This is a genomic window from Pseudomonas sp. C5pp, assembly GCF_000814065.1.
In the GTDB taxonomy this organism is placed as follows: Bacteria; Pseudomonadota; Gammaproteobacteria; order Pseudomonadales; family Pseudomonadaceae; genus Aquipseudomonas; species Aquipseudomonas asiatica.
In genome coordinates, this window is sequence record NZ_JWLN01000019.1 from 21,923 (window position 1) to 42,803 (window position 20,881).

Annotated in this window: 16 protein-coding genes; 11 read left to right on the forward strand and 5 right to left on the reverse strand. The window is 63.2% G+C overall.

From position 1 onward, the window contains the following. The first annotated feature begins 11 nt into the window (after positions 1-11). The 7 genes from RR51_RS16565 to RR51_RS16595 all read left to right on the forward strand — a co-directional run bounded on the left by RR51_RS16565 (position 12) and on the right by RR51_RS16595 (position 8,464). The gene (locus tag RR51_RS16565; RefSeq protein WP_039614128.1) at positions 12-449 is read left to right on the forward strand and encodes a hypothetical protein; all 438 of its coding nucleotides are present in this window, start codon (positions 12-14) and stop codon (positions 447-449) included. Positions 450-1,084: 635 nt separating this feature from the next. Next, entirely contained in the window at positions 1,085-3,232 is a 2,148-nt protein-coding gene (fadB, locus tag RR51_RS16570; RefSeq protein ID WP_039614129.1) for a fatty acid oxidation complex subunit alpha FadB, read from the forward strand. Between the two features lie 31 nt (positions 3,233-3,263). After that, positions 3,264-4,439, forward strand: a complete 1,176-nt coding sequence (gene fadA, locus RR51_RS16575; RefSeq protein ID WP_013971712.1) for an acetyl-CoA C-acyltransferase FadA — start codon at positions 3,264-3,266, stop codon at positions 4,437-4,439. Between the two features lie 77 nt (positions 4,440-4,516). Next, complete coding sequence (locus RR51_RS16580; RefSeq protein ID WP_039614130.1) at positions 4,517-4,768, forward strand: DUF1653 domain-containing protein; 252 nt, start codon at positions 4,517-4,519, stop codon at positions 4,766-4,768. Positions 4,769-4,868: 100 nt separating this feature from the next. After that, entirely contained in the window at positions 4,869-7,478 is a 2,610-nt protein-coding gene (gene topA / locus RR51_RS16585; RefSeq protein WP_013971714.1) for a type I DNA topoisomerase, read from the forward strand. Positions 7,479-7,664: 186 nt separating this feature from the next. Then, a complete protein-coding gene (locus RR51_RS16590; protein ID WP_013971715.1) occupies positions 7,665-8,180 on the forward strand; it encodes a DUF6586 family protein in 516 nt (171 codons plus the stop codon). Between the two features lie 50 nt (positions 8,181-8,230). Beyond that, positions 8,231-8,464: a hypothetical protein gene (locus RR51_RS16595; protein WP_004376430.1), complete on the forward strand. Its 234-nt coding sequence runs from the start codon at positions 8,231-8,233 to the stop codon at positions 8,462-8,464. A gap of 49 nt (positions 8,465-8,513) precedes the next feature. Here the strand turns inward: RR51_RS16595 and sulA are convergent, their stop codons facing one another. Together sulA and lexA are read right to left on the reverse strand one after the other, a co-directional pair. Next, entirely contained in the window at positions 8,514-8,990 is a 477-nt protein-coding gene (gene sulA / locus RR51_RS16600; RefSeq protein WP_039614131.1) for an SOS-induced cell division inhibitor SulA, read from the reverse strand. 13 nt (positions 8,991-9,003) lie between these two features. Beyond that, a complete protein-coding gene (lexA, locus tag RR51_RS16605) occupies positions 9,004-9,612 on the reverse strand; it encodes a transcriptional repressor LexA (RefSeq protein WP_004376420.1) in 609 nt (202 codons plus the stop codon). Positions 9,613-9,827: 215 nt separating this feature from the next. Here lexA and RR51_RS16610 point away from each other — a divergent pair, with 215 nt between their 5' ends. The 4 genes from RR51_RS16610 (at position 9,828) to nagZ (RR51_RS16625) (ending at position 13,320) form a co-directional block, all read left to right on the forward strand. Beyond that, a complete protein-coding gene (locus RR51_RS16610) occupies positions 9,828-10,541 on the forward strand; it encodes a TetR/AcrR family transcriptional regulator (RefSeq protein ID WP_013971718.1) in 714 nt (237 codons plus the stop codon). A gap of 40 nt (positions 10,542-10,581) precedes the next feature. After that, positions 10,582-11,106: a L,D-transpeptidase gene (locus tag RR51_RS16615; RefSeq protein ID WP_039614132.1), complete on the forward strand. Its 525-nt coding sequence runs from the start codon at positions 10,582-10,584 to the stop codon at positions 11,104-11,106. Positions 11,107-11,128: 22 nt separating this feature from the next. Continuing rightward, complete coding sequence (nagZ, locus tag RR51_RS16620) at positions 11,129-12,127, forward strand: beta-N-acetylhexosaminidase (RefSeq protein ID WP_177328668.1); 999 nt, start codon at positions 11,129-11,131, stop codon at positions 12,125-12,127. Between the two features lie 194 nt (positions 12,128-12,321). Next, positions 12,322-13,320 carry a beta-N-acetylhexosaminidase gene (gene nagZ, locus RR51_RS16625; protein WP_161795748.1) on the forward strand — a complete coding sequence of 333 codons (999 nt, stop codon included), beginning with the start codon at positions 12,322-12,324 and terminating at the stop codon, positions 13,318-13,320. A 126-nt stretch (positions 13,321-13,446) separates the two neighbouring features. Here the strand turns inward: nagZ (RR51_RS16625) and RR51_RS16630 are convergent, their stop codons facing one another. The 3 genes from RR51_RS16630 to mfd are packed head-to-tail and all read right to left on the reverse strand — an operon-like array spanning position 13,447 to position 20,791. Next, positions 13,447-16,755, reverse strand: coding sequence for a DEAD/DEAH box helicase (locus RR51_RS16630; RefSeq protein ID WP_082044711.1), 3,309 nt, complete (start codon positions 16,753-16,755; stop codon positions 13,447-13,449). Positions 16,756-16,759: 4 nt separating this feature from the next. Next, positions 16,760-17,332 (reverse strand): CsiV family protein, encoded by a 573-nt coding sequence (locus RR51_RS16635; RefSeq protein ID WP_039614135.1) that lies wholly within the window; start codon positions 17,330-17,332, stop codon positions 16,760-16,762. A gap of 9 nt (positions 17,333-17,341) precedes the next feature. Then, positions 17,342-20,791 carry a transcription-repair coupling factor gene (mfd, locus tag RR51_RS16640; protein WP_039614136.1) on the reverse strand — a complete coding sequence of 1,150 codons (3,450 nt, stop codon included), beginning with the start codon at positions 20,789-20,791 and terminating at the stop codon, positions 17,342-17,344. Positions 20,792-20,881 lie beyond the last annotated feature (90 nt).

The following is a 20,881-nucleotide window of genomic DNA, read 5'->3' on the forward strand; positions in this document are numbered from 1 at the left end:
GAACTACTGATATGACGGTATTGCTGGTGGTGTCAATCCTCGCGCTGATTCTCAGCCCGCTTTCCTGGCTGCGCACCTCGCGCAAGCAGAGCGAGCAGATGAAGCTGCGCCTGGAGGCTCGGCGCATGGGTTTGGCCATGCAGCTGGCGCCGCAGCAGTGGCCACACTGGCTGGAAAAGCAGCCGCCAAGCCCGTGCCCGCAATACCACCGGGCCCGTCGCCGCGGGCATGAGGACAGCTTCTGCTTCTGGCAGATCACCCCGGGGGTGTGGTGGAACCAGTGGCGTGAACCCTGCGAGGAACCACGCTTCATGGAGGCCTTGGCACGCTTGCCTGCGAGTGTCTACAAGGTCGAGGCCGATGCCCGGATGATCGCGCTGTACTGGACCGAGCGGGGTGATACCGCTGTGTTGCAGGATATTGCCCACGTCCTCGAAACCCTGGCCTGAAATTTGCTTTTGCGCGGCCCCTGTGGGAGCGGGTTTACCCGCGAAAAAGGCGACTCGGTGGATGGCACCGGCTTTGCCGGTGTTCGCGGGTAAACCCGCTCCCACAGGGCCCCGCTAAGCCCTCCCATTGGTCTTCTCATCCGAAGGCAAGCACATAACGACAAAGCGGCGGCTTGGCCGACCCCTGAAGGGGTAGGGTGCCAAGTCGCCGCTTTGCGTTCTGCTGCGCAGAAAAGGCCAGGCAGGCCGGGTATGCATTCAAGCAAGTGCCAGTGTAGCCGTTCAAGGCCGCCGCGCAAGGCAAAAGCTGCAGCATTCTTCTGCGGTTCATGGTCAATCGCTGACATGAATGGCCAGCAATCACTGTCATCACGTTTTGTACCGGGACGCTACAAAATGACCGGAAAGTCGTGTTTTCACCTTGCTCGCGAGCATTTGACAACGCCGATCTTTTCGGAGAATGTGTGCACACCCAAATCAAACGGGCGTATGAATTGAGCGTTTGTATGTCATGACGCCAAGCCATACTTCCGACTAGCGCGCTGACGGGTGTGCCTGGGGCAGGGCAGCTAGGCCTGCTTTTGCTGCAGCGATCGGCGTGTACAGTTCAGCTTCCATATCGTGGAGATCAGTTGATGATTTACGAAGGTAAAGCCATCACGGTTAAGGCTCTTGAAAGTGGCATCGTCGAGCTCAAGTTCGACCTCAAGGGTGAGTCCGTCAACAAGTTCAACCGCCTGACCCTGAACGAACTGCGCCAGGCCGTCGATGCCATCCAGGCCGACGCCTCGGTCAAGGGCGTGATCGTCAGCAGTGGCAAGGACGTGTTCATCGTCGGCGCCGACATCACCGAGTTCGTCGACAACTTCAAGCTGCCCGAGGCCGAACTGGTCGCCGGCAACCTGGAAGCCAACCGCATTTTCAACGCCTTCGAAGACCTCGAAGTGCCGACCGTCGCCGCCATCAACGGCATCGCCCTGGGCGGCGGCCTGGAAATGTGCCTGGCCGCCGACTACCGGGTCATGTCCACCAGCGCCAAGATCGGCCTGCCGGAAGTCAAGCTGGGTATCTACCCGGGCTTCGGCGGCACCGTGCGCCTGCCGCGCCTGATCGGTTCGGACAACGCCATCGAATGGATCGCCGCCGGCAAGGAAAACCGTGCCGAGGACGCCCTGAAAGTGGGTGCCGTCGACGCCGTGGTCGCGCCTGAACTGCTGATGGCCGGTGCCCTTGACCTGGTCAAACGCGCCATCAGTGGCGAGCTGGACTACAAGGCCAAGCGCCAGCCCAAGCTGGAAAAGCTCAAGCTCAACGCCATCGAGCAGATGATGGCCTTCGAGACTGCCAAGGGCTTCGTCGCCGGCCAGGCCGGCCCTAACTACCCAGCCCCGGTCGAAGCCATCAAGACCATCCAGAAGGCTGCCAACTTCGGTCGTGACAAGGCCCTGGAAGTGGAAGCCGCAGGCTTCGCCAAGCTGGCCAAGACCTCGGTTGCCGAAAGCCTGATCGGCCTGTTCCTCAACGACCAGGAACTCAAGCGCAAGGCCAAGGCGCATGACGAAATCGCCCACGACGTGAAGCAGGCCGCCGTGCTCGGCGCCGGCATCATGGGTGGCGGCATTGCCTACCAGTCGGCGGTCAAGGGCACCCCGATCCTGATGAAGGATATCCGCGAGGAAGCCATCCAGCTGGGCCTGAACGAGGCCTCCAAGCTGCTCGGCAATCGCGTCGAGAAGGGCCGCCTGACCCCGGCCAAGATGGCCGAGGCACTCAACGCCATTCGCCCGACCCTGTCCTATGGCGATTTCGCCAATGTCGACATCGTCGTCGAGGCCGTGGTCGAGAACCCGAAAGTCAAGCAGGCCGTGCTGGCTGAAGTGGAAGCCCAGGTGAAGGACGATGCGATCCTCGCTTCCAACACCTCGACCATTTCCATCAACCTGCTGGCCAAGGCGCTCAAGCGCCCGGAAAACTTCGTCGGCATGCACTTCTTCAACCCGGTGCACATGATGCCGCTGGTGGAAGTCATCCGTGGCGAGAAGTCCAGTGAAGTGGCGGTTGCCACCACCGTGGCCTACGCCAAGAAAATGGGCAAGAACCCGATTGTGGTCAACGACTGCCCGGGCTTCCTGGTCAACCGCGTGCTGTTCCCGTACTTCGGCGGCTTCGCCAAGCTGGTAAGCGCCGGTGTCGACTTCGTGCGTATCGACAAGGTCATGGAAAAGTTCGGCTGGCCGATGGGCCCGGCGTACCTGATGGACGTGGTCGGCATCGACACCGGCCACCACGGCCGCGACGTGATGGCCGAAGGCTTCCCGGACCGCATGAAGGACGAGCGCCGCTCGGCCGTTGACGCACTTTACGAGGCCAACCGCCTGGGCCAGAAGAACGGCAAGGGCTTCTACGCCTACGAAACCGACAAGCGCGGCAAGCCGAAGAAGGTCGCCGACGCCACCGTGCTCGACGTGCTCAAGCCGATCGTCTTCGAGCAGCGTGAAGTCACCGACGAAGACATCATCAACTGGATGATGATCCCGCTGTGCCTGGAGACCGTGCGCTGCCTGGAAGACGGCATCGTCGAAACCGCTGCCGAAGCCGACATGGGCCTGGTCTACGGCATTGGCTTCCCTCCCTTCCGCGGTGGTGCGCTGCGCTACATCGACTCGATCGGTGTGGCCGAATTCGTTGCCCTGGCCGATCAATACGCCGACCTGGGGCCGCTGTACCACCCGACCGCGAAGCTGCGTGAAATGGCCAAGAACGGCCAGCGCTTCTTCAACTGAGCGGTCAACGAGCTAGAGCGAGAGATTTGATATGAGCCTGAATCCAAGAGACGTGGTGATTGTCGACTTCGGTCGCACGCCGATGGGCCGCTCCAAGGGTGGCATGCACCGCAATACCCGCGCCGAAGACATGTCGGCGCACCTGATCAGCAAGCTGTTGGAACGCAACGACAAGGTCGACCCGAAAGAAGTCGAGGACGTGATCTGGGGCTGCGTCAACCAGACCCTCGAGCAGGGCTGGAACATCGCCCGCATGGCCTCGCTGATGACCCAGATCCCGCACACCTCCGCGGCGCAGACCGTCAGCCGCCTGTGCGGCTCGTCGATGAGCGCGCTGCACACCGCCGCCCAGGCGATCATGACCGGCAACGGTGATGTATTCGTGGTCGGTGGCGTGGAGCACATGGGCCACGTCAGCATGATGCATGGCGTCGACCCCAACCCGCACCTGTCCTTGCATGCTGCCAAGGCTTCCGGGATGATGGGCCTGACCGCGGAAATGCTCGGCAAGATGCACGGCATCACCCGTGAGCAGCAGGACCTGTTCGGCCTGCGTTCGCACCAGCTGGCCCACAAGGCCACGGTAGAAGGCAAGTTCAAGGATGAAATCATCCCGATGCAGGGCTACGACGAGAACGGCTTCCTGAAGGTGTTCGATTTCGACGAAACCATTCGCCCGGAAACCACCCTCGAAGGCCTGGCGTCGCTGAAGCCGGCGTTCAACCCCAAAGGCGGTACCGTCACTGCCGGTACCTCGTCGCAGATCACCGACGGTGCATCGTGCATGATCGTCATGTCCGGTCAGCGCGCCATGGACCTGGGTATCCAGCCATTGGCGGTCATCCGTTCCATGGCGGTGGCTGGTGTCGACCCGGCAATCATGGGCTACGGTCCGGTGCCATCGACCCAGAAAGCCCTCAAGCGTGCTGGCCTGACCATGGCCGACATCGACTTCATCGAGCTCAACGAAGCCTTCGCTGCACAGGCCCTGCCAGTGCTGAAAGACTTGAAAGTACTCGACAAGATGGATGAGAAGGTTAACCTGCACGGCGGCGCCATTGCCTTGGGCCACCCGTTCGGTTGCTCCGGGGCACGGATTTCCGGCACCCTGCTCAACGTCATGAAGCAGAATGGCGGTACCCTGGGGGTGGCGACCATGTGTGTCGGCCTCGGCCAAGGTATCACCACTGTCTTCGAACGCGTCTGATCGCGTAGCGGGACAGCGACCGGGGCCTTGTGCCCCGGTTTTGTTTTTTACAGGTTTTATTCAAGAGGGTGTGCAACATGCAGATACAACCAGGCGTATACCGGCATTACAAAGGGCCTGAGTACCGTGTCTTCAGTGTTGCGCGACACTCCGAGAGCGAAGAGTGGATGGTGTTCTACCAATGCCTGTATGGTGATTACAGCTTCTGGGTGCGGCCACTTTCGATGTTCCAGGAGTCCGTCGAGGTTGACGGCGAGCAGGTGCCACGCTTTGCTTTGGTCAAGGCCGAAGAGGGGCTGCCCGGGGTGCTGGGCAAGTCGCACGAGTGATAGTCCGAACTTGACCTCACACTTTTGCCACTATATATAGCGGTGCCGCGTCTGGCACCTGACGCGTTTTTCATCTTCAGATTCAGGAATACTCCGATCCATGGGCAAATCGCTGGTCATTGTGGAATCCCCGGCCAAGGCCAAGACCATCAACAAGTACCTGGGCAACCAGTACGTGGTGAAGTCGAGTATCGGCCATATCCGAGACCTCCCCACCAGCGGTTCGGCCAGCGCCAGCAAAGAGCCAGCCGCCAAGCGTGGCAAGGCCGCGGGTGAGGCTCCGGCCCTGTCGCCGAAGGAAAAGGCCCGCCGCCAGCTGGTGGCACGCATGGGCGTCGACCCCGACCACGGCTGGAAGGCCAAGTACGAGATCCTGCCTGGCAAGGAAAAGGTGATCGAAGAGCTGCGCCGCCTGGCGAAGGACGCCGACACCATCTATCTCGCAACCGACTTGGACCGCGAAGGGGAAGCCATTGCCTGGCACCTGCGCGAGGCCATCGGCGGCGACGACACCCGCTACAAGCGCGTGGTGTTCAACGAAATCACCAAGAAGGCCATCCAGGAAGCCTTCTCGCAGCCGGGCGAGCTGGATATCGACCGGGTCAACGCGCAGCAGGCGCGGCGTTTCCTCGACCGCGTGGTCGGCTACATGGTTTCGCCGCTGCTGTGGGCCAAGATCGCCCGTGGCCTGTCCGCCGGCCGTGTACAGTCGGTGGCGGTGAAGCTGGTGGTGGAGCGCGAGCGTGAAATCCGCGCGTTCATCCCGGAAGAGTACTGGGAAATCCACGCCGACCTCGGCACCGCCAAGAACGCCAAGGTGCGTTTCGAAGTGGCCCGCGAGAAGGGTGAGGCCTTCAAGCCGCTGAACGAAGCCCAGGCCATGGCCGCGCTGGAGAAGCTCAAGGCTTCCAGCTACAGCGTGGTCAAGCGCGAAGACCGCCCGACCAGCAGCAAGCCGTCGGCACCGTTCATTACCTCCACCTTGCAGCAGGCCGCCAGCAACCGCCTGGGCTTCGGTGTGAAGAAAACCATGATGATGGCCCAGCGCTTGTACGAAGCCGGCTACATCACCTACATGCGTACCGACTCGACCAACCTGTCGGCCGACGCCCTGGATATGGCGCGCAGCTACATCGAGCGCGAGTTCGGCAAGCAGTACCTGCCCGAGGCACCGCTGGTGTACGGCAGCAAGGAAGGCGCCCAGGAGGCGCACGAAGCGATTCGTCCTTCCGACGTGAACACCCACCCGAGCAAGCTCAGTGGCATGGAGCGTGACGCCGAGCGCCTGTATGAGCTGATCTGGCGCCAGTTCCTGGCCTGCCAGATGCCGCCGGCGCAGTACCTGTCCACCAGCGTCACCGTGGCTGCAGGCGACTTCGAGTTGCGTGCCAAGGGCCGTATCCTCAAGTTCGACGGTTACACCCGTGTGCTGCCGCAACAGAGCAAGCCTGGCGAAGACGACGTGTTGCCGGAAATGGTCCAGGGCGAAGCGCTGAAGCTGATCCAGATCGACCCGAGCCAGCACTTCACCAAGCCACCGGCGCGCTTCACCGAAGCCAGCCTGGTCAAGGAAATGGAAAAGCGCGGCATCGGTCGCCCGTCGACCTATGCGGCGATCATTTCGACCATTCAGGACCGTGGCTATGTGACCCTGCACAACCGCCGCTTCTATTCCGAGAAGATGGGCGACATCGTCACCGAGCGCTTGTCCGAAAGCTTCTCCAACCTGATGGACTACGGCTTTACCGCCGACATGGAAGAGAACCTCGACGACGTGGCCCAGGGCGAGCGTGACTGGAAGAACGTGCTCGACGAGTTCTATGGCGATTTCAGCAAGAAGCTGCAGACTGCCGAGTCCAACGAAGACGGCATGCGTGCCAACCAGCCGACCATGACCAACATTCCTTGCAAGGAATGTGGCCGGCCGATGATGATCCGCACCGCCTCCACCGGCGTGTTCCTCGGTTGCTCGGGCTACAGCCTGCCGCCGAAAGAGCGCTGCAAGGCCACCGTCAACCTGGTGCCGGGCGACGAGATTGCCGCCGACGACGAGGGCGAATCGGAATCTCGTGTGTTGCTGGGCAAGCACCGCTGCCCGATCTGCGCCACGGCGATGGATGCCTACCTGCTGGACGAGAAGCACAAGCTGCACATCTGCGGTAACAACCCGGATTGCGCTGGCTACGAGATCGAGGAAGGCAACTACCGCATCAAGGGTTACGAAGGGCCGAGCCTGGAGTGCGACAAGTGCGGCAGCGAGATGCAGTTGAAGACCGGCCGCTTCGGCAAGTTCTTCGGTTGCACCAACCCGGCGTGCAAGAACACTCGCAAACTGCTCAAGAGCGGCGAGGCGGCGCCACCGAAGATGGACAAGGTGGACATGCCGGAGCTCAAGTGCGAGAAGGTCGACGATACCTACGTGCTGCGTGATGGCGCTTCGGGGCTGTTCCTGGCCGCCAGCCAGTTCCCCAAGAACCGCGAAACCCGCGCACCGCTGGTGCTGGAGATCGTGCCGCACAAGCATGAGATCGATCCGAAGTACCACTTCCTGTGCGATGCGCCGCAGAAAGACCCGGAAGGCCGTCCGGCGGTGATCCGCTACAGCCGCAAGACCAAGGAGCAGTATGTGCAGTCCGAGGTTGATGGCAAGCCGACCGGCTGGAAGGCGTTTTACGACGGCAATGCGTGGAAGGTTGAAGACAAGCGCTGATCTGTCAGTGCTGTAATTGGGGCCGCTTCGCGCCCCTTCGCGGGCTTGCCCGCTCCTACAGGTACAGCGCAAGCCTTGGGCTTGAAGCAATTCTGTGGGAGCGGGCAAGCCCGCGAAGGGGCGCAAAGCGGCCCCAATCATTTATGATGCAGCTATCCGCCTTGCAGCCTTAGGGAGGTCACTGAAATGGCCCAGGAACTCTACACCCGCACCAATCAGAAACTGTTCTTTGCCGGCCTCGCCCTAGAGTCCATGGCCAAGGCCGAACAAAGCCAGGCCATGAATGCACAAGGCCTGGTCCAGGCCGAACGCGAGTCGGCGCTGTTCCATCTCTACGGCGCATTGCTGGGCCTGTGTCATGAAATTGGTGGCTTCTACCGCCTGCCAGTTGTTGCAACTGTCGAGCAGGCACTGGCTGACGACGCCCTGAACGGTATTGCCATCCCGGAAGTGGCCGAGCTGTTGGAGCTGGCCCGCCAGCGCGAAACCTGGCTGGCACAAATGCTTGGTGCTTATGCCGATTTGTTCCGACCACCGGTCGCGAAAAAAACGCCGAAAACCGACGTTACCCAGCCATTGATCCAGGCGGTCAATCTCGATGAGCCCGAGCATCCTGCGCTGTCGCGTGCTGAACTGGAAAGCTGGCGCAGCGACCTCAAAGGCCTGGTGAGACGTTTCCGTGACGCGTTGAGTGAGTGCTGATAGCTGCTACGGCTGGTACAATGCTGGCCTTTCGCGGAGAACTGCCATTTATGTCTACGTCGTTTCTGGAAATTGTCGAGTTGCCTGATGGCCGCATCGAACTGCGTCGCGCCGAGGATGAGGGCTCTCTGGTAACCCTGGATTTCTCGGAAGACGCCAAGGCGTTCCTGCAGGGTCAGCATGTGGAAGTGGCCAAGGCCATGCTCAGCGTGGGCGTGCAGATGGCCGGACGCCTGATGGATGGCGAGCTTGAGCGTGATGAAGGGCCGCGTGTGCTGCACTGAGGTGCAGCAGGGCATCAGGTTTCATGCAGTGACAGGCAAAGCCTGAACATCAGCCGAGGCGGATGTTCAGGCTTTGTGCGTTTCCGGCACCGGCAGCGCGCAGCAATTGCTGGCGCGCAGTGGCGTTGACATTGCCCAGCCAGCTGACGACGGTGTGGCTGCGGCCCAGACGCAAGGCTTCGCAGGCCAGTTGAAGCGGGCTTTGATTGCCACGAGGTTGCAGCAGCAGGATGCGTTCACGGTTGAGCCCGGCATCGCGCAGCCAGGCCTGGGTCAGGCTCGACGGCGGGGCGATCAGGGTCAGCCAGCGGGTCTCGTCCTCTTCGCTCAGTTCGCGCAGCACGGGTGCCAGCAGGCTTTGGCAATGCCCGGGGGCTCCGCGCAGCGACAGTTCGCTGAACAGCTCGGGCTGGCTGCTCTTGCGCGCCACTTCGCTGGTTTTCAGGCCAGGCAGTACGGGCTGGGCGAGGAATGCTTCGAACAATGGCAACTGAGCTTGCTCGGGTACGTGAATGAACTGCTGCATGACGCCTCCTGGATCAGCGGCGAATGACGCCGACGCTCAAGCCCTCGATCACCAGCTCCTGTTCTTTCAGGTCGACTTCGATGGGGGCGAATTCGGGGTTTTCGGCAAGCAGCCACACCTTGCTGCCTTCGCGCTTGAAGCGCTTGACGGTGACTTCGTCGCCGATGCGGGCCACGACGATCTGGCCATTGCGGGCTTCGCGGCAGGTGTGTACCGCCAGCAGGTCGCCATCGAAGATGCCGACGTCCTTCATGCTCATGCCGTGTACGCGCAGCAGATAGTCGGCCTGGGGGTGGAAGAAGTCGGGGTTGATGTTGCAGGATTGCTCGATGTGCTGTTCGGCAAGGATCGGCGCGCCGGCGGCAACCCGGCCGATGATCGGCAGGCCGCTTTCTTCGGCCTTGGCTTCCAGGCCGGGGATGCGAATACCACGGGAGGCGCCCGGGGTCATCTCGATCGCGCCCTTGCGGGCGAGGGCCTTGAGGTGCTCCTCGGCGGCGTTGGGCGACTTGAAGCCCAGCTCCTGAGCAATCTCGGCGCGCGTCGGCGGGAAGCCGTTGTCTTCCAGGCAACGCTTGATGAACGCGAGAATTTCGGCTTGGCGTGGCGTCAGTTTCAACATGGTGAGCGCTCTGTCTTTTTGTACAGTGACTGGGATTATATACAGTACTGGATGCGCTGCAAGCCAAAACCTGCAATAAACAGCAGCAATGGCGCTTGCAGCCACCCGCCTGGCGTTTTTAAATGGCGACCGACCGGTCACCGAGCCTTGACAGAAACAGGGCTGAAACGTATGTTTCAAACACCTGTTTGTCTGGCGGAGTAGTCGGAGTAGTCATGGCCCAATCGGAAACCGTTGAACGCATTCTCGATGCTGCCGAGCAGCTGTTCGCGGAAAGGGGGTTCGCAGAAACCTCGTTGCGGCTGATTACCAGCAAGGCCGGGGTCAACCTGGCGGCGGTCAACTATCACTTTGGCTCCAAGAAAGCCCTTATCCAGGCAGTGTTCTCGCGTTTCCTCGGGCCGTTCTGCGCCAGCCTCGAACGTGAGCTGGAGCGGCGCCAGGCCAAGCCTGAGCACAAGCCGAGCCTCGAGGAGCTGCTGGAAATGCTGGTCGAGCAGGCTTTGGCCGTGCAGCCGCGCAGCAACAACGACCTGTCGATCTTCATGCGCCTGCTGGGTCTGGCCTTCAGCCAGAGCCAGGGCCACCTGCGGCGTTACCTGGAGGACATGTACGGCAAGGTGTTCCGCCGCTACATGCTGCTGGTCAACGAGGCCGCGCCGCGCATTCCGCCGCTGGAGCTGTTCTGGCGCGTGCACTTCATGCTTGGTGCTGCCGCCTTCAGCATGTCTGGTATCAAGGCCCTGCGGGCGATTGCCGAAACCGATTTCGGCATCAATACCTCGATCGAGCAGGTAATGCGCCTGATGGTGCCGTTCCTGGCTGCGGGCATGCGTGCCGATAGCGGTGTAACCGACGACGCCATGGCCGCCGCGCAGCTGCGCCCGCGCACCAAGACCAGCGCAGGCGCCACCACCGCCAAGGCCTGAAGGCTGGGCGGGGCAGGGCGCTTCGGCTAAGCTAGCGCCCATGCCTGACCTCGACTTCCTGCACATTTCCCTCGCCGATCAGCGCCTTTATGGTTTTGCCGATGGCCAGCTGCGCGTACGCCTGCCGGTTTCAACGGCGCGCAACGGCGCCGGCGAGCGCAACGGCTCGGGTTGCACGCCGTGTGGCTTGCACCAGGTGCGAGCGAAGATCGGCGCGGGCTTGCCGCTGAATGCGGTATTGGCCGGGCGGCGCTGGACCGGCGAGGTGTGGTCGCCGGCCTTGCATGCGCAATACCCCGGCCGGGACTGGATCCTCACCCGCATCCTCTGGCTTAGTGGCTGCGAGCCGGGTGTCAACCGCCTGGGTGCGGTCGACACCTTCCGCCGTTATATCTACCTGCACGGCACCCCGGATACGGAACCCTTGGGCGTAGCGCTGTCCCATGGATGCATACGCCTGCGCAATACCGATTTGCTAAGCCTGTTCGAGCAGGTGCCGGCTCATTGCCCGGTGCGCATCGAGCAGGCCGCCTGCCCCCAGTGGGCTTCTCTCAGTCTTCAATGAAGGATTACCCATGACTGTCAGCCTGCAAGGCTCCCTGATGGTGGATATCGCCGGTAAATGGCTGACCGCCGAAGACCGTCACCTGCTGCGCCAACCTGAAGTGGCTGGCCTGATCATTTTTGCCCGCAACATCGACAGCCCGCGCCAGGTGCGTGAACTGTGCGCGTCGATCCGTGCCATCCGGCCCGACCTGATCCTGGCGGTGGACCAGGAGGGCGGCCGGGTGCAGCGCCTGCGCCAGGGCTTTGTGCGCCTGCCGGCCATGCGAGCGCTGGCCGACAATGACAACGCCGAGTACCTGGCCGAGCAGTGCGGTTGGTTGATGGCGACCGAGGTGCTGGCGGTTGGCCTGGACCTCAGCTTTGCCCCGGTACTCGACCTGGACCACCAGCGCAGCGCCGTGGTGGGCAGCCGCGCCTTCGAGGGTGACCCGCTGCGTGCCACGCAACTGGCCGGGGCGTTCATCCGTGGCATGAATGCGGCGGGCATGGCGGCTTGTGGCAAGCACTTCCCGGGGCATGGCTGGGCCGAAGCGGACTCGCATGTGGCCATCCCGACCGATGAGCGCAGCCTCGAACAGCTGCGCCAGGCCGACCTGGTGCCGTTCACCCGCCTGAGCGGGCAATTGGCGGCAGTGATGCCGGCGCATGTCATCTACCCGCAGGTCGACAACCAGCCGGCTGGCTTCTCGCGGCGCTGGTTGCAGGACATCCTGCGTGGGGAGCTGGGTTTCGACGGGGTGATCTTCAGTGACGATTTGTCGATGGCCGGCGCACATGTTGTCGGGGATGCGGCGAGCCGCATCGAAGCAGCACTGAGCGCCGGTTGTGATATGGGGCTGGTTTGCAATGATCGGGCGGCTGCGGAGCTGGCACTGAGTGCGGCACAACGCATGAAGGTAAAACCTTCGCCACGCATCGCAGGCATGCGCGGGCAAGGGTTTGCGCGGACTGACTATCGTCAGCAGCCTCGTTGGCAGCAGGCATTGTCCGCGTTGAAGGACGCTCAACTGGTCGACTGACGAGGCTCCACCCTGCTCGGTCCGAGACAGGATCCTGCGTTTTCGATGTGCGTATTGCGTGAGTACACCGGGAAATGTGCCCCGGTGTACCAGGCAGCACGCATTCCAGAGACTCGGGCAAAGCGGAGATTTCTCCGCTTCGCCCGTAATGGGTTTCTGATATTCGATTAGAGGATTTTGTAATGACAGTTTGTATGCAGGGGGCCTTGATGGTCGATATCGAAGGCACAGGGCTGACGCCTGAGGATCGTCGGTTATTGGTTCAGCCTGAAGTAGCTGGTTTGATCATCTTTGCTCGTAATATTGCCCACCCGCGTCAGGTGCGGGAGCTGTGCGCTTCGGTACGTGCTTTGCGCCCTGACCTGATCATTGCGGTCGATCAGGAAGGTGGGCGGGTGCAACGCTTGCGTGAAGGGTTCGTCAGGTTGCCATCCATGCGGCAGATCGCCCAGAGCGATAATGCCGAGCGTTTGGCCGGGCATTGTGGCTGGTTGATGGCAACCGAGGTGCTGGCGATCGGGCTGGATTTGAGTTTTGCTCCAGTGCTCGATCTGGATCATGGGCGCAGTGCAGTCATTGGTGCACGTGCCTTCGATGGTGATCCTGAGCGTGTCACTCAGCTGGGTGGGGCGTTCATCCGTGGCATGACTGCAGCGGGCATGGCAGCCTGCGGCAAGCATTTTCCTGGGCATGGCTGGGCTGAGGCCGATTCGCATGTGGCCATTCCCGTAGATGATCGCAGCCTGGATGAACTGCGCAAGACGGACCTGGTGCCATTTACCCGATTGGCACGCCGGCTGTCGGCAGTGATGCCTGCACATGTGATCTATCCCCAGGTCGATAGTAAGCCCGCCGGTTTTTCGAGGCGCTGGCTTCAGGACATTCTCAGGGGGGAGCTTGGCTTCGATGGCGTGATTTTCAGTGATGATCTGTCCATGGCCGGTGCCCATGTGGTCGGAGATGTTGCTGGTCGCGTCGAGGCTGCTTTCGGTGCGGGATGTGACGTGGCCCTGGTATGTAATGACCGGGCTTCGGCAGAGCTCGCACTGCTGGCTGCGCAGCGCTTGAAAGTCAAGCCATCGCCGCGCCTTGCTCGGATGCGAGGCTTCAGTTTTGCGCGCACTGACTATCGCCAGCAGCCGCGGTGGCTGGAGGCGTTGGGGGCGTTGCGGGAGGCGCAGTTGGTCGATTGACCGCGCCGGCCCCTTCGCGGGCATGCCCGCTCCCACAGGTACGGCACCGCCCTTGAGGGCACTGATATCCCTGTGGGAGCGGGTTTACCCGCGAAGGGGCCGGTACAGGCAGCGAAGGATTCTGGGCTACCGCCCGCGCTTCCCGGGCAGCGGCGCAAACAGCGCTTCGATCTCTTCATCCCCCAGCCGCCATTGCCCGGCCTGCCCGCCATCCAGCAGGCTCGCCGCCAGCGCCGCCTTCTCCTGCTGCAACAGCTGGATCTTTTCTTCCACCGTTCCCCGGGTGATCAGCTTGAACACGAATACCGGCTTGTCCTGGCCAATGCGGTAGGCGCGGTCGGTAGCCTGGTTTTCGCTGGCCGGGTTCCACCAGGGGTCGAAGTGGATCACCGTGTCCGCGGCTGTCAGGTTCAAGCCCACGCCACCCGCCTTGAGGCTGATCAGGAACACTTCGCTGTCACCCTGCTGGAACTGCTGCACCGGCGTGCGCCGGTCGCGGGTGTCGCCGGTCAGCAGGCTGTAGCGAATCTTGCGCTTCTCCAGTTCCTGCTCGATCAACGCCAGCATCGAGGTGAACTGCGAGAACAACAGCACCCGGCGCCCTTCGCTCAACAACTCTTCGAGCATTTCCAGCAACGCGCCCAGTTTGCCCTTGTCGGCCTGGTTGCCTTTGCTTTCCACCCCTTTGACCAGGCGCAGGTCGCAGCATACCTGGCGCAGCTTGAGCAGGGCGTCGAGGATGATGATCTGGCTGCGCGCGGCGCCATTGCGGGCGATTTCATCGCGGACTTTCTTGTCCATGGCCACCCGTACGGCCTCGTAGGTGTCACGCTGGGCATCGCTAAGCTCGACCCAGTGCACCATCTCGGTCTTGGCCGGCAGCTCGGTCGCCACCTGCTCCTTGGTGCGGCGCAGCAGGAACGGGCGGATGCGGCTGGCCAGGTGGGCCATGCGCTCGCTGTCGCCGTGGCGCTCGATCGGTGTGCGGTAGTCCTGGTTGAAGCGCTTCAGGTCACCCAGCCAGCCAGGCATGAGGAAGTGGAAAATCGACCACAGCTCGCCGAGGTTGTTTTCCATTGGCGTGCCGGTCAGGCAGACGCGCTGATTGGCCCGCAGCTCGCAAACCGCGAGGGCGGCCTTGCTGGTGCTGCTCTTGATGTTCTGCGCCTCATCCAGCACCAGCACATGCCAGGCATGGGCGCGCAGTTGCTCGAGGTCGCGCGGCACCAGGGCATAGGTGGTCAGGACCAGGTCGTATTCGTGCAATTTGGCGAAATGCTTGCTGCGCCCCGGGCCTTGCAGGGCCAGCACGCGCAGCCCGGGGGCGAAGCGCTGGGCTTCGTCCAGCCAGTTGGGCACCAGGCTGGTCGGCATCACCGCCAGGGCCGGTGCGCTCAGGCGCCCGGACTGTTTCTCCAGCAGCAGATGTGCCAGGGCCTGCAGGGTCTTGCCCAGCCCCATGTCGTCGCCGAGGATGCCGCCGGTGCCCATCTCGCGCAGCGCCTGCAGCCAGTTCAGGCCTTGTTGCTGGTAAGGGCGCAGGCTGGCCTGCAGCCCGGACGGCGGTTCTACCTGCAAATCACGGGCATCGCGCAGGCGGCGGCCCAGGTCGCGCACATGCTCGCCACCCTCCCAATGCAGGGGCAGGCCTTCGATGTCGTTCAGGCGTGCGGCATCGGCGCGGTCCAGGCGCAGGGACGGGCCTGCGGCGTCTTCGTGCAGGTACAGTTCGCCCAGGGTGCCCATCACTGCCTTGATACGGCCATAGGGCAAGGCAACGCGCAGGGCCGGGGCATCGAGGCGACCACGGTTGAGGTCGATCAGCAGGTGCTCGTCGTCACTGCGCCGGGCCAGTTCGCTGGGGCGCAGCAGTTCCGGGTTGCTGCGCAGCAGCTGCAGCACGATCGGCAGCAGGCTGTGGCGCTGGCCATCGACCACGATGCCCAGCTCCAGGTCGAACCATTCATGGCCGGGCGCTTCGTCGATGGTGGCGTACCAGTCATCCACCTCCTGCAGGTTGAAAGCGAAGTCACGGTGGATGTCGATGTCCCAACCTGCTTCGCGCAGGCGCGGCAGGCCTTCTCGGGCAAAGCGCAGCCAGGCTTCGTCATCGGGCAACTGGAGCATCTCGCCGGCACTGTCTGGCAGGGCCTTGCTCTGCCGGGTGGCGGCCTTGAAACCGAGGTCGCGCAGCACCTTGCGCAGCGCCTGTTCGACCTGGGGCTGGCGGCGGATTCGCTGGCAGGTATCGCCGACCAGGCGGGTCAGCGGCTTGTCGTCGCTGCCGCTGGTTCGCAGGCCGTCGTAGTCGAATGCCAGCGCGGCACGGTGTTGCATCTGCCGTTGCATGCGGCCGGTCTTGGGCATGTAGGCGCTGAATTCGAGGCTGCCCAGGGTCAGGTACGGCCTGGGTTGCAGGTCGTCAATGAGTTGTTCGTCCAGCGTGGTCGGCGTAGGGAGTTGGTGGTTCAAGGCGTTGAGCTTGTGGCTGAGGGGCACGACAAGGTGTTCCGGAACGTCAGGAGCGATGGTCAGTTGCAGGGCAATATGCGGATCGAGGCTGTGCTCGAGCTTGCCCACCACGCTGCCGGTGAAATCGAAATAGTAAAGTGGCAGCAGCGCAATCACGCAGTTCAGCGGCGTTTCACCGTGGTACCAGATGCCCCGATAGTGACCATTGTCCAGCCGCACCCAGCGAAACTCGGCCGCAAGCGTAGGGCCCTCGCGCAGCAGGGGCTTGTTTTCGTCAAAGAGCATGCGGCCGGTATCCAGCGCGCGCTGGAACAGTTCGCCGCCTTCCCGGCCTTTGAGCTGGTAGCCGCGGTCCTGGCTGCCGGCCTGATTGAGCGCCGAAAGCAGGCGCAAGATGCGGATATCGTCTTCCTTGACGAAGCGCGGGGGTTCGTAAAGGAAATCGTAGAGTGACTGCACACGGCTATAGCGAACGCCCTGGTCTTCGCGAGTGCCTTTGCGTACCCGCAGCGCGCAGCCGGGCTCGTCGGTCAGCCTGAGTTGGTAGCAAACCATGCGCCCACGTTTGTCTTGGGTTTCGGCAGGCTCCTGCGCAGGCTGTTCGAGACCTTTCAGCCAGCGCTGCAGATCGGCCGGTAATGCGTCACCATGACTTTTTATCGTTGCCTGTTGTCCGCTAAGGACGAACAGCGCGGCGGCGCAATGCTTGCAGTTATGCCCCACGGGGCAGCTGCACTGGCCGCGTACATGGCAGCGGCCAGCCAGGGCGGTGAGGGTTATCTTCTGCCGATAAGGGCTGCCCTCGCTGCCACGACAGCTGGCTTCGACGAGTGCGCCGATGCAGCTTTCGATCTCTACCCGGTCTTCCCGGGCGTAACGCTCGCCGCGTTGCAGGACCGGGCCGGTGAACGACTGGGTCCAGTTCGGGTACTCGCGCAGCAACTGGAGAGCGTCACGGCTCATTGCATCACTGCTCCATCATCTCCGGGTCCATTACCGGCATTTTAGGCGTACCTGGTGGTGTCACCTTCAGCAGCACCGCCAGGTGCCCACCATCGAGGAAGGTCAGCTGGCCGCCCTTGACGTTGCTGTTGCTCTGCTTGAACTGCTCGCTTTGCAGCACGCTGCCGTTACCGTCCAGCTGGTTGACCCAGAAATTGGCCTCGACCGCGATGAAACGGCCCTCGGCGATGCTCAGGTTGCCTTCGATGGGGAAGTGGCCGAACTGCTCGGCGCCTTCACCCAAGGCGATGCGGCTGGGCTCGCTGCCCACTTGCTGCTGCCAGGCCTTGTGCAGCAGCACGGTGTAGTCGGCGGTGGCTTCCAGGCGGGTGGCTTCGTCTTCCAGCGCCAGGCGACGCTCGGCGTCCTTCTCCAGGCGCGGAGCGCCAGCGCTCCAGTCTTCGGGGGCAAACGGGCTGGTGAAGGCGGGCACGCTGTTCTGCCGCACCAGGATCATTTCTACCTGATATAGGCCTTCGGCGAAGGCGGCCGGGGCGAACAGCGCCAGCAGCAGGGTCAGGCAACGGATGGCACGCATGGGTCTTCCTTAGGCAGGCTGTGGGGTCAGGCGCTCGAACAGCGCCTCCAGGGTATTGAAACGTTCGTCGGGGCGTTCCATGGGCACCAGGAAACGGAACTGGGTGGCGCCTTCGAACTTGTAGCGTTTGGGCTGGCCCTGGATCAGCTTGATCAGGGTCAGCGGGTCGACCGGGGTCTCGGCCTCGAACTCGATCTTGCCGCCGTTGGGGCCGGCGTCGACTTTCTTGATGCCGAGCTTTTCCGCGTGCAGCTTGAGCGAGGTCAGGCGCATCAGGTTCTTGGTCGGCTCGGGCAGCAGGCCGAAGCGGTCGATCATTTCCACCTGCAGGTCCTTGAGGCCTTCTTCATCGGCAGCCGAGGCAATGCGCTTGTACAGGATCAGCCGTGCATGCACGTCGGGCAGGTAGTCCTCGGGGATCAGTGCCGGCAGGCGCAGGTTGATTTCCGGTCCGCCGCCCAGCGGCTGCTCAAGGTTGGGCTGGGTGCCCTTGCGGATCGCCTTGACCGCGCGTTCGAGCATTTCCATGTACAAGGTAAAGCCCACCGCCTGGATCTGCCCGCTCTGGCCTTCGCCCAGCAGCTCACCGGCGCCGCGAATCTCCAGGTCGTTGGTGGCCAGCACGAAGCCGGCACCGAGGTCCTGGGTGTTGGCGATCGCCTCCAGGCGTTTTTCGGCGTCGGCGCTGACCTTCTGCCGGGTTGGCGTCAGCAGGTAGGCGTAGGCCTGGTGGTGGCTTCGGCCAACACGGCCGCGCAACTGGTGCAGCTGGGCCAGGCCGAACTTGTCGGCGCGCTCGATGACGATCGTGTTGGCGCTGGGCACGTCGATGCCGGTTTCGATGATGGTCGAGGCCACCAGCACGTTGAAGCGCTTGTGGTAGAAGTCGCTCATCACCTGTTCCAGCTCGCGCTCGCGCATCTGCCCGTGGCCGATGCCGATGCGCGCCTCGGGCACCAGTTCGGCAAGCTCGGCGGCGCATTTCTCGATGGTTTTCACATCGTTGTGCAGGTAGTACACCTGGCCACCGCGCAGCAGCTCGCGCAGCAGCGCCTCCTTGACCGTGCTCTTGTTCTGCTCCATGACGAAGGTGCGTACCGACAGGCGGCGCGCCGGTGGCGTGGCGATGATCGACAGGTCGCGCATGCCCGCCACCGCCATGTTCAGGGTACGCGGGATCGGCGTGGCGGTGAGGGTGAGGATGTCCACTTCGCTGCGCAGGGCCTTGAGCTGTTCCTTCTGGCGCACGCCAAAGCGGTGCTCTTCGTCGATGATGGCCAGGCCCAGGTCCTTGAAGCGTACATCGTCCTGCAGCAGCTTGTGGGTGCCGATGAGGATGTCGATCTTGCCTTCGGCCAGCTCGGCGGCGGCGTTGGCCACTTCCTTGGCCGACTTGAAGCGGCTCATCACCTCCACGGTCACCGGCCAGTCGGCGAAGCGGTCGCGGAAGCTGTTGTAGTGCTGCTGGGCGAGCAGGGTGGTGGGTACCAGCACGGCCACCTGGCGGCCGCTGTGTACGGCGATGAACGCTGCGCGCATGGCGACTTCGGTCTTGCCGAAGCCGACGTCGCCGCACACCAGGCGGTCCATCGGCTTGGGCGCCAGCATGTCGGCACGCACGGCTTCGATGGCAGCCTGTTGATCCGGGGTTTCCTCGAACGGGAAGCCGGCGCTGAAGGTGGCGTAGTCGGCGGACGGGTCGGCAAATGCATAGCCTTTGCGCGCGGCGCGGCGGGCATAGATATCGAGCAGTTCGGCGGCGACGTCGCGCACTTGTTCGGCGGCCTTGCGCTTGGCTTTCTGCCAGGCCTCCGAGCCCAGCCGGTGCAGCGGTGCCAAGGCATCGTCGCTGCCAGTGTAGCGGGCGATCAGGTGCAGGTTGGCCACCGGCACGTACAGCTTGGCACCCTCGGCATACTCCAGGGTGAGGAATTCGGCGGCCTGGCCGTCGATTTCCAGGGTGGCCAGGCCCAGGTAACGGCCCACACCATGGTCGATGTGCACCACCGGCGCGCCTTCGCGCAGCTCGGTCAGGTTCTTGATCACCGCGTCGTTGGCGGTTTCGCCGCGCTTGTCGCGGCGCCGGCGCTGCATGACCCGCTGGCCGAACAGCGGGCTTTCGGCGATCAGGGCCAGGCCTGGGTCGTCCAGCAGCAGGCCTTCGTCCAGTGGGGCGATGGTGATTGCCAGGCGTTCGCTGCCGGTGATGAAGTCGGCCCAGCCGTCGACGGTATGCGGGCGCAGTTTCAGCCGCTCGAGCAGCTCCAGCAGCACTTCGCGGCGGCCCGCCGATTCGGCGGTGAACAACACCCGGCCGGGGAACTGGTCGAGGAAGTTGGCCAGTTCGGCCAGGGGCTGGTTGGCCTTGGCTTCGATTGCCAGGTTGGGCAGGGCGCGTGCCGGGAAGCGCTCGCGACCCACGCCCGGGTCGAGGTCTTCGGTGCTGACCACTACCCGTGGCCATTGCTTGAGCCGGGCAAAGCAGTCTTCCACCGGCAGGAACAGCTCGGCCGGCGGCAGCAGCGGCCGGCTCAGGTCGCCACGGCGGTCTTCATAACGCCCGCGCACGTCGTTCCAGAAGTGTTCGGCGGCCTGTTCCACGCCGGGCAGCGAGAATACCTGGGTGTCGGCCGGCAGGTAGTCGAACAGGGTCGAGGTCTCTTCGAAGAACAGCGGCAGGTAGTACTCGATGCCGGCGGGGATGATGCCGCTGGCCAGGTCCTGGAAGATCGCGCTGCGGCGGAAGTCGACATCGAAGCGTTCGCGGAAGCGCGCCTTGAAGCGGGTCACTTCCTCTTTCTGCATCGGGAACTCGCGCGCCGGCAGCAGGCGCACCGAATCCACCTTGTCGATCGAGCGCTGGGTCTCGGGGTCGAAGGTGCGCAGCGTCTCGATCTCGTCATCGAACAGGTCGATACGGTAGGGCAGCTTGCTACCCATCGGGAACAGGTCGATCAACGCGCCGCGCACGGCGAACTCGCCATGCTCGTAGACGGTGTCGACGCAGCGATAGCCACTGGCCTCCAGGCGCAGGCGCATCTGCTCCACGTCGATGGTCTGGCCCACGTCCAGCACCAGGCTGCTGCCCAGCAGGAAGCGGGTCGGCGCCAGGCGGTGCAGGGCGGTGGTGACCGGCACCACGAGGATGCCGTGGCTCAGCTCGGGCAGGCGGTAGAGGCTGGCGATGCGCTGGGAAATGATGTCCTGGTGCGGCGAGAACAGGTCGTAGGGCAGGGTTTCCCAATCAGGGAACGGCAGCACCGGCAGGTCCGGGGCAAAGAAGCGAAGTTCCTGTTCCAGACGATCGGCAGCCTGGCTGTCGGCAGTCAGCAGCAAAGTGAAGCGGCCCGCGCTGCTGGCGGCCTCGGCGATGGCCAGGCTGAGGGCGGCACCGGGTAGATTGCCCCAGGTTTGTTTGCCGGCCGTGGCCGACATTTGCGGTAGGCGCAGAACTGACACGGGAGATTGCACTCCAAGCGTTGCGGCAAAGAGATCGATTGTACCGGTGACGGTGCCGGCTGTCAGGTTCGAAAGGGCATGAACGCTGGC